The organism is Saccharopolyspora galaxeae, from assembly GCF_016526145.1.
Lineage (GTDB): Bacteria > Actinomycetota > Actinomycetes > Mycobacteriales > Pseudonocardiaceae > Saccharopolyspora_C > Saccharopolyspora_C galaxeae.
Window position 1 is genome coordinate 821,185 of record NZ_JADDUE010000001.1, and the last position, 16,024, is coordinate 837,208.

The following is a 16,024-nucleotide window of genomic DNA, read 5'->3' on the forward strand; positions in this document are numbered from 1 at the left end:
AGGAGTGAAGGTCGCCCCCATTCTGCCGGGCGGCCCGCGCTCCGATGCTCGGCGAGAAATGGGATGCTCGGCGATGAATGGGGAGTGTGCCGGCCCGCCCGCTCGGCTACCGAATGGAGCCGAGCGGTTCCGGACGCGGGTCCCCGTCATCCCGATCATTCGCAGCGCTGTCGAATACTGCGGTCTCACGTCGGTTCGACGGAGAAATCGCCGTGCAGCAAAGCCGTCGCCAGTTCGGCGCGGGACCGGAAACCGGCCCGCTGGAACAGCCGGGTGAGCCGTCCTTCGATCCCTTTCTCGCTGGTGCCCAGGATCGTCGCGAGCTGCGCGTTGGTCAGGCCCTCGGCGATCAACGTGGCCAGCAGCCGCTCGTTCTCGGCGACCGTGGTGCCGCGCCCGGGGACGGTGACCTTGCGTTCCCGCATCAGCAGCCGCAGCCGCGCGCGCGGGATGAGCGCGTCGAGCTCGCCGAACAACTCGTAGGCGGTGCGCAGCATCGTGCCGCTACCGGCCGCGGAGCCGCCCACGGTGGCCAAAGTGCGGGCGAGTTCGCAGGGGCGCTGCCGGGACTCGGCGAGCTCGATCGCCTCCGCCGCGGCCGCGGTGTCGCCGTGCACCAGGACCCGGCCCAGCAGGTCGTTTCGGCGAGCAGCGGAGTCGTCCAGCCGCGCCGCGACCTGTTCCAGCCGCGCGGCGTGCTCCCGAGCAGCCGCGTGGTCACCGCACCGCGTTTCCAGTTCGACCAGGGCGCGCAGCAGTTCGTCGGTGCCGATGAGCACGCCGTCGGCGTCCGCGGCCCGCAACGCCGAGGTCAGGTGCGCGCGAGCTCGGTCGGTCGCACCGGTGGTGCTTTCCAGCTCGGCTTCCGGGATGGCCAGCAGGTGCGGGAGCAGCAGGTGCTGTTCGCGGGCCTCCGCGATGATGGTGCGCGCTCGCTGCAGCTGTCCGCGGGCGACGAAGATGTCGGCCATTTGCCGGAACAACGCGGTGTGTCCGGGTGTGCCGCCCCACGCGGCGGCGGTGGCCAGGCCGGAACGGGCGTGCTCCAGCGCCTCGTCCCACCGGCCCGCGTGTCCGAAGTGGACCGCCCGCTCGGCCGCCACCTGCGCTCCCTGCGCCGGTTCGCGCAGTCCGCCGAACAACGTCAACGCCCGGGTCAGAATCCGGAGCACGTCCGCGGTGGTGCCGCGCCCCCGCGCCGAGCCGCTCCAGCGGGAGCGGCCCAGCACCGCCGCCGCCGAATCCAGCAGCACCCGGCCGAACATGCCGTTGGTGGACTCGGACGAGGACCACAGCGGAAGGTCCTCGACGAGCTCGTCGTGCGCCTGCGCCCACCGCCCGAGCAGGCACAGCCCGGCGGCCCGGGTGACCACGGTGGACGGAGAGCGTTCGGGGACGAGCTCACCCAGCGCACCGGTGCCCGCGGCCGCGACCAACCGCACGATCCGCAGTTCCTGCGCGGAATCCGGGCTCAGCTGCTGCGGATGGTCGCGCAGCACCTCGTCCGCGCTTTCCGCGGCCGACTCGAACCGCATGTGCAGTGCGCTGGTCACCGCATGGCGGTGCAGCACCTCGGCGCGCTGCCCGCTCTCGGTGCACAACCGCGCCGCGGCGCGGCCCCAATGGTCGGCGAGGTCCCCGCGCTCCGGCGGTGTCCGGCCGCTGAGCTGCACAAGCTCCGCCGCGGCCCGGTTCGGGTCGACCAGCCTGCCCGCGGTCGCCAGCCGCTCCGCCAAGTACTCCGGATCAGCGCAGGTCGCCGCGCCGTTCCACAGCGCGAGCACCGCGAGCTCGCTGACCCGCCGCCGCTCGTACGGGCCGAGGCAGGTCGTGAGCAGCGCACCCAGCGCGGGCACCCGGAACCGCCACTCGCCGGTCAGCACACCGGTCGCGCGCAGCGCTTTGAGCGCTTCGAGCACCTGGTGCTCTGGCAGGTCGGTCGCTCGGGCGATCAGCTCCGGGACGTTGCCGCGCAGCGGGTGCAGCACGGCCAGCGCCTTGAGCACCGGCCAGCACGGCGAACCCAGCTCGCTCAGCCCGGCGAACAGCGGGTGCGTGATCCGCACGGCGGGCCCCCGGCCACCGACCGGGCAGACCCGCTGGTCCACGATCCGCAGGCAGCCGGCTTCGCGGTAGCCGTCGAGCAGCGCGTGCGCGAAAGCGGGCAGCCCGCGGCTGTTCCGGCGCACCGCGCGCACCAGCTGCGGCGCCGGTTCGGCTTGCAGGTCGTCGGTGAGCAGCGCGCGCATCGCGGATTCGTCCAGCGGGCGCAGCCGTTCCTCGTGCACGAGTCCGGCGTCGCGCAGCCGCGCGAGTTCGGCGGGTGCGCCCGCGGCGGGGGTGCGGAATGCGCAGACGAAAGTGACCCGGTGGCAGTTCTGCGGATTCACCATGCGGGCGAGTTCGGCCAGGCAGCCCGGCGCGATCCGCTGCGCGTCGTCGACGATCACCACCAGCGGCCCGTGCTGTTCGGTGTGCTGGGCGAGCAGTCGCGTCAGCGGGACGCGCACGGCTTCGCGCGGGTCCTTGCCGAGTTCGTCGGCGAGCCGGGCGGCGAGGTGCGCCACGTCGTGCTCCTCGCGGGTGATCCGGAGTTGCACGGGGCGCAGGTGGTGCGCTTCCACCCTCGCGCGCAGCCGCGCGAGCAGCGCGCTGCGGCCGGATCCCGACGGGCCGAGCAGCGCCACCACGGGGGCGCTCGCCGCGGCGCGGCAGATGTCCAGCAGCCGTCCGACGATCTCTTCGCGGCCGGGCAACGGGGCGTCGGCGTGGTGCGCGAGTCCCAACGGCGTCACCCGCGGCGCGGCGGGCGCGGCCGAGCGCGTGATCCGGCGGGCCGGTGGCATCGAAGTCGAAGTGAGCACGTCACCAGTATTGCCATCGGGGCCGCAGGAAGCTGTATGCAAAGAATGAAGACTTCTTACGGATTCCTTAACCGCGGGTGCGATATTACGCATCTCTTAAATGAGTGCTTCGGTATTCTTGGCGGGCCCCGATTCCGCCGTTTGCGCCCGTAGGGTCCGGGCCATCGCAGCGAACACGCGGGCGCTGCCCGGAACGGGAACGGACGGCTATGGGTCGGGAACAGATCGCAGGTAGGAGCAGTGCGCTGGCGGCTCTGCGCGCTGCTTGGCGGGACGGGGCTTGGCAAGGCACGGCCACCCGCTGCCACGGGCGGCTGGTGCTGCTGCGCGGGCCCGCCGGGATCGGCAAGACCCGGCTGATGGACGCGCTGGTCCGCCCGCGGCGGGCCGAGCAGCAGCGGGTGTGGGTGGACGGCCGTGCGGCCACCGACGCGCGCGGCCTGGACGTGGTGCTGGACGCGCTGCGCGAGGACTTCGACCGGTTCGGGCGCCGGGGGCTGGTCGACGCGGTCGACGCGCTGGCGCGGCTGCGCGCCCGCCCGGAATCGCCGGTCTCCACCGTGATCGGGGAGCTGACCAAGGTGTTCTCCCAGGCAGGCGCGCCGGGAGTGCTCGTCGACGACGCGCTGGAGATCATCGATCCGGCGCCGTTGCTGATCGCGGCTCGCCGGGCCGGTTGCGCGGTGGTCGCCGCGGTGCGCGACGACGCCGCGTCCGTCCCGATGGCGGCGGAACTGGCTGCGCTGGCCGACGAGGTGATCGACCTCGAACCGCTGAGCGCCGAGCAGACCAGGACCGCGGTGGGCGGCGATCTGCACGAGGACGTGCACCGGGCGTTGCAGGAGGCGTTGGGGCCGCTGTACGGCAATCCCGGCGCTGCGCTCGGTGCCGCCCGGATGCTGCGCGCGAGCGGCCGCCTGGTGCCCTCCGGCGACGGATTGCGGCTGGCCGACGCCGCGATGCCCGTGCTGCTGCCGCCGGAGCACGAGCTGCTGCAGCGGATCCGCCCGCTCGGCCGCCTCGCGAGCAAGCTGCTGGCCGCGGCAGGCGTGCTCGGCGTGCTCGACGTGGACGAACTGCCGCAGGTGGCAGCCGCACTGCGCGAGGACGCCGGGGAGTGCGGCAGGCTGGTCGACCAGCTGGTGGCGCTGGGTGCGCTGGTCGGTGACGAGTGGGGCCGGTTCGGCTGCCTGTGCCCCGCGCTAGCGGCGAGCGCCGCGGCTGAGGAGCCGGCCGTGGTCCGGCGGATGCGCGTCGGCACCGTGGTGCGCCCGATGCAGCCGCGCGTGCCCGCGCGGTCGCGGTGCACGGCGGGCGAAGCCGTGCGGCCCGAACGGGGCTGGCCGGGACGGGACCGGTCGGATCGGGGATGGTCTGCCATCGAGGTGCGGATGGTCGAACTGATCGGCAGCGGCTGCACCAACCGCCGCATCGCCAGCGAGTTCGGGGTCAGCGAGAAGACCGTCGAAGCGCACCTGACAAGGCTCTTCGCCAAGACCGGCTGCCGCAGCCGGGTCGAGCTGGTGGCGGCGAACCTGCACGGACGCGCAGGCGCCCCGGTGACCGATCGCGCGGTATGACCCAGCCCGGACTTCGACGTCCGAGGCGACCCGGCTGCGCGCGCACCGTCCGCGGCGGCGAGGAACAACCGCAAGCTTTGCGAGGAACAACGTGACGCAGCCGGGCAGCATCGCCACGCCGACTCAGCGCAGCATCGCCACGCCGACTCAGCGGCGACGAGTCCTTCCGCGCGAATGCTCGCGCTACGGGACCGGCCGCCGGGCTCGGCGCCGCGCGGGCTTTCCGCAGGGTGCGCCGAGCAACCCGCGCAGTTCGACCCGAGTGAACGGACTGTTCGTCCGAATAGATTGGGCGATCAGTCCGTTCGCTCCGGAAGAGCCGACCCGTGCGGCGCTGTCATGAACTGCTCTCCGTTGCAGGCCGTGCTGATCGCCGCTTGTGAGTCGAGCGGGGTGGGGCTGCTCGGCGCCGCGGTGCTGCGGTCGCTGCGCGGCCGCCGGGTCGAGCACCAGCTGGCCGCCGTGCTGGGCACGACCGTGGCCGCGTTGATCGTGAGCACCGTCGCGGCCTTGCTGATGGCGCGTCCCGCACCCGACGCGGAGGTCGCGGTGCTGGTGGTGTGCGCGTCCGGCGTGGTCTCGACCGGCATCGGGCTGCTGCTCGGCCGCTCGGTGCTGCGCGGACCCGATGCCCGCGGTTGCGACGGGCGGACCTCCGCGCTGGCCCGGCAGCTGGTCGCGGCCAACGCCGAACTCGCCGAGGCCAGGCAGCACCGGCGCGCCGCGGAAGACGCCCGGCGCCAGCTGGTCAGCTGGTTCGCGCACGACCTGCGCACCCCGCTGGCGCGGCTGCGGGCGATCGCGGAGTCCGCGCAGGAAGGCGTGCTCGTCGACCGATCCCGGTACTTGGGGCAGGTGCAGAACGAGGTGCGGCGGCTGACCACCCTGGTGGACGACCTGTTCGAGCTCTCCCGCATCCAGGCGGGCGCGGTGACGCTGACCCCGGCGGACGCGGCGCTGGACGATTTCGTCAGCGACGCCGTGGCCGAACTCGGCGATGCCGCGGCCGAAGGCGGCGTGCAGCTCTCGGCAGGACGGATGGAACCGGTGGTGGCGGTGGTCGATCACAAGGCGATGGCGCGGGTGATGCGCGAGCTGCTCACCAACGCGATCCGGCACGGCGGCGCAGCGGTCTCGATCGACACCTGGCGCGAGAGCGGTGGCTCCGCCGGGCAGCGGTGGGCGGTCGTGTCGATCAGCGACGAATGCGGCGGGATCCCCGAGCAGGACCTGGATTCGGTGTTCGAGGTGGGCTGGCGCGGCGGGCAGGTCCGCGAGGACGAGGGCGGCGGGCTCGGGCTCGCGATCGCGCACGGGCTCGTCGTGGCGCAGCGCGGGGAGATCGCGGTGCGCAACAGCGGCGGCGGATGCTGCTTCGAGGTCCGCGTCCCGCTCAGCGGCCCCGACCGCTCCGGATGACGCGACAACTCCGGATCACCCGAGCGCTCCGGATGACCCGAGCGCTCCGGATCACCCGGCCGTTCCGGGCGACCTGGCTGCTCCGGGCGATCCGGCCGTGCCGGGCGCCCCGGCCGCTCCGGGCGATCCGGCCGCGCCGGACAACCCGAGCGCTCCGGACGACTCGACTGCTCCGGACGACCCGGCCGCTCCGGACCATCCGTCCACTTCGGACGCTCAGGGAGAGCTCGACTGCTCCTGCGGGAACGTGCCGCCGAAGCTGTGCATCCAGCCCTTCCACGGGCCTCCCGCGCGCTTGGTCTGGTAGTTCTGCTCCATCGCACCGTTGATGCCGATGCCGAACACCACCATGTGCCCGTTGACGTCCGGCGCCACGGCTTCCAGCTGGGTGAGGCTGCCGAGCAGCGTGAACGGCTCCGCCCAGCCTTTTTTCGCCATACCGACCTGGAAGCTGTGCATCAGCGACCCGTCCGCCTTGTTGATGGCGTAAACGCCCACCGTGTTGTGCGGGTCCGCGGCGACGAGCGGTTCGCCGGTGAACTGCCCCTTCCCGCCGAGCGGGCGCCAGTCGACCCACTCGCCGGAGGCGGGGCCGGTTTCGTTGGTGTGCCACAACGCCCCGTCGATGCCGACGGTGAACACTTGCAGCCGCCCCTGGCCGTCGCAGGCCACCGCGGGCGAGGATCCGGCGACCGCCCCCGGGAGCCGGTCGCCGGCATAGGTGTCGGGTCCGGTCTCGGTCAGCGTGTGCACCGCACCGCCCTCCCCGAGGGCGAACACCCGCAGCTTGTCGTGGATGTCCCGGAAAACCACCGGATCGCCCTGCACGGGCGGCAAGTCCAACCGCTGCGACTTGCTCCAATCCGCACCGGCGGGCGCGAGCTGGTGCGTCTCCCAGAGCGCCCCGTCGACGTCCCTGGCGAACACGACGAACCTGCCGTCCTGGGCCTGCATCGCGGCGGGAGTGCCCTGCAGCCGCTGACCGGGCAGCTCCCGCCATTCCGGCAGGTGCGCCGCGGTCGACGAGATGTCGCCCGCGAACAGCGGGCGGCCGTCCGTGCTGATCGCGAAGCCGGACATCTTGCCGTCCGCGCTCTTGGCGAGCACCGGTTGACCGACGATCTTGCGGCCCGGTGGCGTGTCCGCGGGGTGCCAGTCGACCGGTTGACTCCCGGGTTCGCGCTGGAAGGTGCGCTGGACCTCGCCGTTCCAGCCGCGGGCCAGCACCACCAGCCGGTTCGTGCTGTCCAGGTTCGCCGGCGCGGCGGGCATCGGTTCGGACAGCTGCGCGGGCGGCATCGGCGGTTCGGCCGGACCGCCGGCGGGGACACCGGGCGACCCGCTGCCGGGTAAGGAAGATCCCAGCGGGCGCAGGACGGTGAACAGCAGCGGCGGCAGCAGGATCAGCACCAACCCGCTGACGCAAGCCAGCACCAGGAGTTTCCGGTCGCTCCAGCGGCCCTGCCGGGGTCGGCGGATGGGCATGGTGTGGTCGTTCGACCAGTCCGGCCGGTCGGCGGGCTGTTCGGCACGCCCAGCGGATCGGCCCCCTGGCTCCTCATCGTGCGCGGAGAACGACGGCACCGGGCCACCCCCACTCTGCGACTTAGCTGTGCGACACGTTACCGGGAGCGGGAATCTGCCCGGCGAGAACCTCGCCGTCCGCGCGAGTGCCACCGCCTGGTCTTCGTCTTGTGCCTGCTGATCGCTGGTACGCGACGTACCTTGATCGTAACAGTGCGCCTGCGCGCCGGTCATCGTTTCCTGCGGCACATGCGGAAGGCGCACGCCTGCCCGCGCGGCGAGATCAGTCGAAGGCCGCTCGAAGCGGTCAGGCGGTCACCAGCGGGAGCTGAACCTGGAAGCAGCAGCCGCCGGGGACGTTGTGCACCGACACCCGGCCCCGGTGCGCCTGCACGACGCCCTGCACGATCGCCAGCCCGAGGCCGCCGCCCTTGTTGTTGCCGGAGCGTTGCGCCGAGTTGCCGCGCCAGCCCATGTCGAACACCGAACCCAGGTTCTCCGGCGGAATGCCACCGCACTCGTCGGCGACCGAGACCGTCGCCCAGCCGCCGTCCGCCCGCACGTCGAGGGAGACGGTGGTGCCCTCCGGGCTGTAGTGCATCGCGTTGTTCAGCAGGTTGTTGAACGCGCGGCTCATCGTGCGCTCGTCCACCGAGACGGTCACCTGGTCGATCCGCGCGGGCCGCAGCGTCACGTTGCGCTGCCCGGCGAGCACCTCCTGCCCGGCCACCACGTCGCTGATCAGATCGTCCAGCGCGAGCCGCTGCGGTTGCAGCGGCAGCGTGCCCGCCTGGATGCGGGAGAGCTCGAACAGGTCGTCCACCATCTCGGCCAGCCGGTCCGCGTCCGCCCGGATCTGGGCGACGTAGCGCGGCAGGTCGGTGGCGACCCCGTCCTGCACCGACTCGGTCATGGCCCGCATCCGCGCGAGCGGGCTGCGCAGGTCGTGCGAGATCCACGCGACGAGCCGCCTGCGGGACGCCTCGGCGGTCTGCTCGCGCCGCCGCGACTCGGCGAGCTTGTCGCTGGTGATGCGCAGTTCCCTGGCCAGTTCGGCCAGTTCCGCGGTCGGCGGGTCCTCCGGCGGCCGGAACTGCTGCGCGGTGCCGAACTCGCGGGTGGCGCTGGCCAGCCGGGCGCTGCCCGCCATCACCGACCGGCCCAGCATCAGGCCGATCCCGATGGAGACCGCACCGGCCACGCAGCTGGCGAGCAGGTCCACCCCGGCGGGCAGCTGCGCCGAGCGGGTCGCCAGCATCATGGTCAGCAGGCTGGTGTTCATCGCCAGCACCGTGATCACCACGACCGCGATCAGCGACACCCCGAGCGAGTAGCGCCGCAGCAGCCGCAGCACGACCATGCCGATCAGCCCGATGCCCGCCGATTCGCACAGCGAGATCAGCACGATCAGGGCGATCTGCCAGGCGTTCATCGCGCCTCGGCGGGCGGGTCGAACCGGTAGCCGACGCCCCAGACGGTCACCAGCACCAGCGGGCGCGACGGGTTGTCCTCGATCTTCTCCCGCAGCCGCCGCACGTGGACGGTGACGGTGGAGGCGTCGCCGATGTCGTGCGACCACACCTCGCGCATCAGCTCGTCGCGGCGGAACACCTGGCCGGGGTGGTCGATCAGGTACGCCAGCAGCTCGAATTCCTTGTTCGTCAGCGTCAGCTCGCGGCCCGCCTTGGTGACCACGCGGGCGTTCTGGTCCACCACCAGGTCGCCCGCCCGGCGCGGTGCCGCGGCCTGCTGCGGCGGCATCGCCATGGTGCGGCGCAGCACCGACTGCACGCGCATCACCAGCTCGCGCGGGCTGAACGGTTTGGTGAGGTAGTCGTCCGCGCCCGCTTCCAGGCCGCGCAGCCGGTCCTCCTCCTCGCCCAGCGCCGTCAGCATGATCACGGGGGTGCTGCTGGTGCCGCGCAGTCTGCGGCAGAACTCGATCCCGCCGATGCCGGGAAGCCCCAGGTCCAGCACGATCAGATCGGGCCCGAGCTGGTGCGCCAGCTGCAGGCCGATGCCGCCGTCGGAGGCGACGACCGTGGTGTGGCCCGCCCGGTGCAGGTATCCGGTGATCACCTCGACGACCGTGGGGTCGTCGTCCACCACCAGGATGCGCGGTCCTGCGGTGGGCGGTGCGCCGTCCGGTCCGCTTCCCGGCTGCGTCATCTCCCGGTCCGTCCTGTCCCGCGTTCGATCCTCGGTTCGAGCACACTGCTGTCGATCATGCGGCGTTCGATCATGCTGCCAGCGCAGCCTACTCGGCCCTCGTAGCTCCGCTTCGCCCGATTCGGCGAGGCTTGCCGAATCGGGCTGCTCTCACCGGCCGGGAACGGCCGCGCGGATCATCTTCTCGATGCGGCGCGAGTGGGCGCCGCGCCAGTACACCCGGCCGCAGTCGGGGCAGCGGGCGTAGCGGTCGTAGTTGCGCCGGGTGCCCGGCTGGATCTCGCCGGTGACCGACGTCTTGGGCACCGCGCGCAGCACGCCGTTGCACGCGGTGCAGCGCGTCCACGGTGCCAGCGGTGGTGCGAACCGGTCGAGCACGTCGGCGAGCTGGTCGTCCGGATCGCTGCCGCGCACGAACGCCCCGATGCGCACCGCCCTGCGGTGCAGGATGCCGCGGTCCTGGGTGAGCAGCACGCGGTCGTCCCGGGCCGCTTCGGCGATCAGCTCGTCGTCGGCCGCGTCGTTTCGGTAGCCGGTGTCGATGCCCAGCAGCCGCATCCGCCGCGCGAGCTTGCCGAAGTGCACGTCGAGCTGGAACCGCGGCGGAGCGGGCTGCGGCCGCGGCACCGGCGGGACGTCGATGACCGAGCCCGCTGCCGGGCGGTGCGCGGCCGGGACCGGTTCGCCGTCCACCCGCAGCTCGCCGGTCTCGGTCAGCGGCACACCGAGCGAGCGCACGACGTGCCCGGTGCTGGCGGTGCCGTCGTGCGTGCTGCGCACGCAGTGGGCGCGGCGCTTGGACGGCAGGAAGAACCGCAGCTCGGCGGCTACCCGCACGGTCACTTCGGGCATCGCCGCAGATGGTCCGCCCCGGCTGCGCGGCTGTCCAAACGCCGCCGGCTCCGGCCGCCGGCCCGGGCTGCGACGGCCGGAGTCCGGCCGTTCAGCCCAGCAGCAGCGGCAGTTCGCGGAAGCCGTTCATGAGCGTGCTGGTGCCCCTGCGCAGCTCGTCGTCGGGCACGGCCAGCCGCGCGTCCGGGAACCGGCTGGTGAGCGCGGCGAACGCTTCGGCTCCTTCCAGGCGCGCCAGCGGCGCCCCGAGGCAGTGGTGGATGCCGTAGCCGAACGTGAGGTGCCCGGTCTGCCCGCGCTCCAGTTCCAGCTCGTCGGGCCGCTCGAAGCGCGCCGCGTCCCGGTTCGCCGAAGTGATGTTGATCAGCACGATCTCGCCCGCCGGGATGGTCACGTCGCCGATCGTCACCGGTTCCGTCGTGAACCGCCGCGTGCTGGTGCGCAGCGGCCCGTCGAAACGCAGCAGTTCTTCGACCGCGCCCGGTACCTGGTCCGGCTGCGCGCCCAGCGCCGCCCAGCGCTGCGGTTCCTGCAGCAGCGCCCGCGTGCCGTTGCCGATCAGGTTCACCGTGGTCTCGTGCCCGGCGACGATCAGCAGGAACGCGGTGCTGAGCAGTTCGCCTGCGCTGAGCCGGTCGCCGTCGTCGGAGGCGATGGTCAGCGCGGACAGCAGGTCGTCGGCGGGCGCGGCGCGCTTGTCCTCGATCAGGCCGGTGAAGTACTCCGCCATCTCGCGGGAAGCGATCCGGGGCTGTTCCTCGCTCTGCGGGTCCATCAAGGCGCCGGTCCATCCGCGCAGCGGGCCGCGGTCGGCCTCCGGCACGCCCATGAGCTCGCAGATCACCGTGATCGGCAGCGGGAAGGCGAACCGGTCGATGAGGTCCACCGGCTCGTCGCGGGGCAGGTCGCGCAGCAGGTCGTCGATCAGTTCGCGCACCCGCGGGCGCAGGTTCTCGACGCGGCGGGAGGTGAAGTCGCGGGCGAGCAGTTTGCGCAGCCGGGTGTGGTCCGGCGGGTCGGCGTTGAGCATGTCCCGTCCGACCATCTCGGGAATCTCCGCCACACCGCGCGGGCTGAGCTTGTCCAGCATCCGCTCCCGCAGCTGTTCGGCGTCCTTGGCCAGCCGCGGATCGGCCAGCGCCGCGCGGGCGTCGGCGTAGCGGCTGATCACCCAGACCGGCAGGCCGTAGCGGGCGTACGCGGTGTGCACCGGGGCCCGCTCGCGCAGCTCCCGCTCCACTTCCAGGGCGTTCTGCCAGTAGTCGGCATCGAACAACATCGGTTTCGCGTCCGTCACTCCGCCCAGTGTGCCGCCGATCACCGGCCGGCGGCGACAGCCGAAAGAAGTAGTCCCCGGTGCTGCCAGGGGGATCCGGTGGTCGGCCTGCTTCGTCGAGCACCACGAAGGCAGCTGAAGATCGACGCGCCGGGGCGGATCGGCTCGACGGCTCCGTGCTCCCGGCCCGTTCGGTTCGCGGGACCGGCGACGGCCGGATGTGGGGTTGGCCGCTGTGCGGGGCCGGTGCGCCGGGTGAGCTGGGAACATGGCCTCGTGCGCACGTTGCTGATCGACAACTACGACTCCTACACGTTCAACCTGTGCCATCTGTTGGCCGAGGTGAACGGGCGGGAGCCGGTCGTGGTGGCACACGACGCCGCGGAGGTCGGCGAACTGGACCTGGACCGCTACGAGGCCGTGGTGATCTCGCCCGGTGCCGGTGACCCGCGGCGTGCGCGGGACTTCGGGGTGTGCCGGGACGTGCTGCTGAAGACGAACCTGCCGGTGCTGGGGGTGTGCCTGGGGCACCAGGGGATCGCGGTGGCCGAAGGCGGCGGCGTGGTCCGCGCCCCGCAGGCCAGGCACGGGTACGTCACGCGGGTCGAGCACGGCGGGGAGGAGCTGTTCGCGGGCATCCCGTCCGGGTTCGGCGCGGTGCGCTACCACTCGCTGTGCGTGGCCGAGCCGTTGCCGCCGGAATTGGCGGTCACCGCCCGCGCCGAGGACGGCGTGGTGATGGCGCTGCGGCACCAGCGGTTGCCGCGCTGGGGTGTGCAGTTCCACCCGGAGTCGATCGAGACGGAGTTCGGGTGCAGGCTGCTGGAGAACTTCCGCGCGCTGGCGCTCGGGCGCGCGGCGGCTGAGCCTTCCGCGGCCGGTCCGCTCGCGTCCGGCGTGCAGCATCCGGCGCCCGCGCACTTCGACATCAGCGACACGGCTTCGTCGCAGCGCACCAAGGCCCTGCGGGGTGAGACCGCGGACCCGGCCCGCACCGGATCCGCGAACCCGAACCGCACTGGAACCCCGGCCCGCACCGGAACCCCGGCGCCCACCGCACCGCCACTCCACTACACCGCGCACGTCCGCGAACTCCCCGGCGCCATCGACGCCGATGCGGCGTTCACGCGGCTGTTCGCCGCATCGGAAACCGCGTTCTGGCTGGACTCCTCGCGGGTCGAGCCGGGTATGGCGCGGTTCTCGTTCTTCGGCGACGGTTCCGGCCCGCTGGCGGAAACGGTGCGCCACCGGGTCGGCGAGTCCCCGCCGCTGTTCGACGAGCTGCGCGCGCAGCTGGCGCGCCGGGAGGTGTCCGCGCCTCCGCTGCCGTTCGATTTCGTCGGCGGCTACGTGGGCTATTTCGGCTACGAGCTCAAAGCCGAGTGCGGCGGTGACGCCCGGCACCGCGCCGAGACTCCGGACGCTCGCTGGCTGTTCGCCGACCGCTTCGTCGCCGTGGACCACGAGCAGGACGCGACGTACCTGGTCGCGCTGAGCATCGGCGCGGAAACCGCCCGCGACGCCACCGCCTGGCTGGACGAGACCGGCCGTGCATTGCGCACGCTCCCGGCATCGCCGGATCCGCTGGCCGGGCACCGCGGCACGTCCGCGGTCGAACCGGACCGCGAGAGCTACCTCGCCGCCGTCGAGCACTGCCGGGAATCGTTGCTGGCGGGGGAGAGCTACGAGATCTGCCTGACCACCGGCGCGGAATTCGCGGCCGTGGACGGTGGATTCGAGACCTACCGGCGGCTGCGGACGTTGAATCCCGCGCCGTACTCGGCTTTCCTGCGCTTCGACGACGTGGAGGTGGCCTGTTCGTCGCCGGAGCGCTTCTTGAAGGTCAGCGGCGGCGTGGCCGAGGCGAAGCCCATCAAGGGCACCGCGCCGCGCGGTGACAGCCCTGAATCCGACGCCCGGTTGCGCGCCGATCTCGCCGCGGATCCCAAGTGCCGCGCGGAAAACCTGATGATCGTGGACCTGCTGCGCAACGACCTCGGCCGGGTGTGCAGGCCGGGTTCGGTGCACGTCCCGGTCCTGATGGAGGTGCAGAGCTACCAGACGGTGCATCAGCTCGTCTCCACCGTCCGCGGGGAGATCGACGACGGCCGGGACGCGGTGGAATGCGTGCGGGCCTGCTTCCCCGGCGGTTCGATGACCGGCGCGCCGAAGCGGCGCACGATGGAACTCATCGACGACGTGGAGCAGCGGGCGCGCGGCGTCTACTCCGGTGCACTGGGCTTCTTGAGCCTCAACGGCGCCGCGGACCTCAACATCGTCATCCGCACTTTGGTGCGCAGCGGCGGGAAATGGCGCACCGGAGCGGGCGGCGCGATCGTGCTCGGCTCGGATCCGGCGGCGGAGTACGAGGAGATGCTGCTGAAGGCGGCCGCACCGGCACCTGCTCTATCCACAGTGGACTGATCGGTGCCGGCCGGTAACTCCGTCGCGCGGCGGCACGGCCCCGAACCACTCGGTCGTGCGACTCCAGCGGCGCGCCCGGCTCGGCCAGGGTGGAGGGGTGCTCGCACCGGGCACGAAGGCACCGCAGACAGGGAGGAAAGCGATGGAGCGAGTGGTTCTGCTCGACGAGGACGGGCGAGCCGTGGGCACCACCGACAAGGCCACCGTGCACCACGAGGAAACACCGCTGCACCTGGCCTTTTCCTGCTACCTGTTCAACCCGCGCGGCGAGCTGCTGCTGACCCGGCGGGCGCTGAGCAAGCCGACTTGGCCGGGCGTGTGGACGAACACCTGCTGCGGCCATCCCGGTCCGGCGGAGACGCCGCGGGACGCGGTGCTGCGCAGGCTTTCCGATGAGCTCGGCATCGAGTTGGCCGATGTCGAACTGGTGCTGCCCGGCTTCCGCTACCGCGCGGTGATGGGCAACGGCGTGGTGGAGAACGAGATGTGCCCGGTGTTCCGGGCGATCACCGAGGTCACCGCGCACCCGAATCCGGCTGAGGTGGAAGAGGTGCGCTGGGTCTCGTGGGCGCAGCTGACCGCGGATGTGGCCGGGGGGACCGCGGAGATCTCGCCGTGGGCGAAGCTGCAGATCGACGAGCTCACCGGCCTTGGAACGGACCCGTCCCGCTGGCCGCTCGGCGATCCGGTGGACCTGCCGCCCGCCGCGCGGGAACCGATGAACGCGGCCTGAAACCGGCCGTGCTCCCGTTTCCCGGAATGGACGTGGTGCGTACGTGGTTGCTGATCGGTGGGGGCCGACGCGTTCGCCCTCGGGCGGCGAGCGGCGCCGCTGGAACCCGATCACGCTCCAGGGAGGCCGGATATGAAGGCGGCGGTGTACTCCGAGAACGGCGGTCCCGAGGTCCTGCGCTACGAGGATGTACCGGACCCGCGAGTGCGGGCCGGTGAGGTGCTGCTGCGGGTCGCCGCCGTCAGCGTCCAGGGCGGTGATCTGCTGCACCGGCAGCTGGTGCCGTTCGAGACCGCGCCGCACATCGTCGGCTACCAGGCCGCCGGAACCGTCGCGGCCGTCGGCGAGGGCGTCACGTCGGTGCGCGAGGGGCAGCGGGTGGTCGCGTTCATGCCCGAGGGCTCGCACGCCGAGCTGGCCACGGCAGCCGAAGGGCACGTGTACCCGGTGCCGGACGAGCTGGACCTGCGGCTCGCCGCGGGCATCCCGGTCGAGTTCGGCACCGCCGACGAGTGCCTGTTCGAGTTCGGCGGGTTGCGCGCGGGGGAGACGGTGCTGGTGCAGGCCGCGTCCAGCGGTGTGGGCTTGGCCGCTGTGCAGCTCGCGAAGGCCGCCGGTGCGACGGTTCTCGGCACCGCCTCCAGCGACAACAAGCTCGCCCGGCTCGCCGATTACGGCCTCGACCACGGGATCAACTACAGGAGCTCCGATGTCGTCGCCGAGGTCATGCGCCGCACCGGCGATCGCGGGGTCGACTTGGTCGTCGATCCGGTCGGCGGGCGCACCTTGGAAGGCAGCGTCGGCGCGCTCGCCTACCGGGGCCGGATCAGCTGGGTCGGCCAGGCCGGCCGGGACGAGCAGCAGCCGCAGCTCGCGCCGCTGATGTTCAAGAACGCTTCGCTAAACGGCGTCTACCTGGGCGGCGAGTTCGAGCACGCTCCGGAGCGCACGAGGTCGGTCGTCGAACGGCTCATCGGCCGGGTCGCGGCCGGGGAGCTCACCGTCGTGCTGGACCGGGAGTTCCCGCTCGCCGAGGCCGCCGCGGCACACCGCTACATCGAGAGCCGTGCCGCGTTCGGACGGGTCCTGCTCATCCCCTGAGTGCTCGACTCTTTCCCCTGCGGAGTCGCCGGAACGTCCCGTGAAGTCCCGCTCTTTCAGGGTTTTCCGGCCCGCCGCGTTG

At 72.4% G+C, this 16,024-nt stretch carries 11 protein-coding genes; 5 read left to right on the forward strand and 6 right to left on the reverse strand.

Annotation, left to right across the window (positions count from 1 at the left end; translation table 11 throughout):
- Nucleotides 1-185: 185 nt before the first annotated feature.
- Entirely contained in the window at nt 186-2,864 is a 2,679-nt protein-coding gene (locus INP57_RS03700; RefSeq protein WP_200068536.1) for an AAA family ATPase, read from the reverse strand.
- A 209-nt stretch (nt 2,865-3,073) separates the two neighbouring features.
- Between INP57_RS03700 and INP57_RS03705 the strand changes: the two genes are divergently transcribed.
- Together INP57_RS03705 and INP57_RS03710 are read left to right on the forward strand one after the other, a co-directional pair.
- Nucleotides 3,074-4,444, forward strand: a complete 1,371-nt coding sequence (locus tag INP57_RS03705; RefSeq protein ID WP_200068537.1) for a helix-turn-helix transcriptional regulator — start codon at nt 3,074-3,076, stop codon at nt 4,442-4,444.
- 339 nt (nt 4,445-4,783) lie between these two features.
- Nucleotides 4,784-5,863 carry a sensor histidine kinase gene (locus INP57_RS03710; protein WP_200068538.1) on the forward strand — a complete coding sequence of 360 codons (1,080 nt, stop codon included), beginning with the start codon at nt 4,784-4,786 and terminating at the stop codon, nt 5,861-5,863.
- Nucleotides 5,864-6,079: 216 nt separating this feature from the next.
- Here the strand turns inward: INP57_RS03710 and INP57_RS03720 are convergent, their stop codons facing one another.
- The 5 genes from INP57_RS03720 to INP57_RS03740 form a co-directional block, all read right to left on the reverse strand.
- The gene (locus tag INP57_RS03720; protein ID WP_200068540.1) at nt 6,080-7,447 is read right to left on the reverse strand and encodes a PLL family lectin; all 1,368 of its coding nucleotides are present in this window, start codon (nt 7,445-7,447) and stop codon (nt 6,080-6,082) included.
- 247 nt (nt 7,448-7,694) lie between these two features.
- The gene (locus INP57_RS03725) at nt 7,695-8,819 is read right to left on the reverse strand and encodes a sensor histidine kinase (protein ID WP_200068541.1); all 1,125 of its coding nucleotides are present in this window, start codon (nt 8,817-8,819) and stop codon (nt 7,695-7,697) included.
- A complete protein-coding gene (locus INP57_RS03730; protein WP_200068542.1) occupies nt 8,816-9,556 on the reverse strand; it encodes a response regulator transcription factor in 741 nt (246 codons plus the stop codon). Before INP57_RS03730 ends, INP57_RS03725 begins: the two co-directional genes overlap by 4 nt.
- A 150-nt stretch (nt 9,557-9,706) precedes the next feature.
- Nucleotides 9,707-10,408 (reverse strand): Mut7-C RNAse domain-containing protein, encoded by a 702-nt coding sequence (locus INP57_RS03735; RefSeq protein WP_200068543.1) that lies wholly within the window; start codon nt 10,406-10,408, stop codon nt 9,707-9,709.
- 91 nt (nt 10,409-10,499) lie between these two features.
- Entirely contained in the window at nt 10,500-11,705 is a 1,206-nt protein-coding gene (locus tag INP57_RS03740; RefSeq protein ID WP_307849887.1) for a cytochrome P450 family protein, read from the reverse strand.
- Nucleotides 11,706-11,960: 255 nt separating this feature from the next.
- On the opposite strand from INP57_RS03740, the gene pabB reads away from it, so the two are divergent.
- The 3 genes from pabB (at nt 11,961) to INP57_RS03755 (ending at nt 15,942) form a co-directional block, all read left to right on the forward strand.
- Nucleotides 11,961-14,108, forward strand: coding sequence for an aminodeoxychorismate synthase component I (pabB, locus tag INP57_RS03745; protein WP_200068724.1), 2,148 nt, complete (start codon nt 11,961-11,963; stop codon nt 14,106-14,108).
- A gap of 142 nt (nt 14,109-14,250) precedes the next feature.
- The gene (gene idi, locus INP57_RS03750) at nt 14,251-14,841 is read left to right on the forward strand and encodes an isopentenyl-diphosphate Delta-isomerase (protein WP_200068544.1); all 591 of its coding nucleotides are present in this window, start codon (nt 14,251-14,253) and stop codon (nt 14,839-14,841) included.
- A gap of 132 nt (nt 14,842-14,973) precedes the next feature.
- Nucleotides 14,974-15,942 carry a quinone oxidoreductase family protein gene (locus tag INP57_RS03755; RefSeq protein WP_200068545.1) on the forward strand — a complete coding sequence of 323 codons (969 nt, stop codon included), beginning with the start codon at nt 14,974-14,976 and terminating at the stop codon, nt 15,940-15,942.
- Nucleotides 15,943-16,024 lie beyond the last annotated feature (82 nt).

Coding starts and splice junctions, on each gene's coding strand:
- INP57_RS03730 (WP_200068542.1), bottom strand. CDS start 9,556: ATGACGCAGCCGGGAAGCGGACCGGACGGCGCACCGCCCACCGCAGGA.
- idi (WP_200068544.1), top strand. CDS start 14,251: ATGGAGCGAGTGGTTCTGCTCGACGAGGACGGGCGAGCCGTGGGCACC.
- INP57_RS03735 (WP_200068543.1), bottom strand. CDS start 10,408: ATGCCCGAAGTGACCGTGCGGGTAGCCGCCGAGCTGCGGTTCTTCCTG.
- INP57_RS03710 (WP_200068538.1), top strand. CDS start 4,784: ATGAACTGCTCTCCGTTGCAGGCCGTGCTGATCGCCGCTTGTGAGTCG.
- INP57_RS03755 (WP_200068545.1), top strand. CDS start 14,974: ATGAAGGCGGCGGTGTACTCCGAGAACGGCGGTCCCGAGGTCCTGCGC.
- INP57_RS03705 (WP_200068537.1), top strand. CDS start 3,074: ATGGGTCGGGAACAGATCGCAGGTAGGAGCAGTGCGCTGGCGGCTCTG.
- INP57_RS03725 (WP_200068541.1), bottom strand. CDS start 8,819: ATGAACGCCTGGCAGATCGCCCTGATCGTGCTGATCTCGCTGTGCGAA.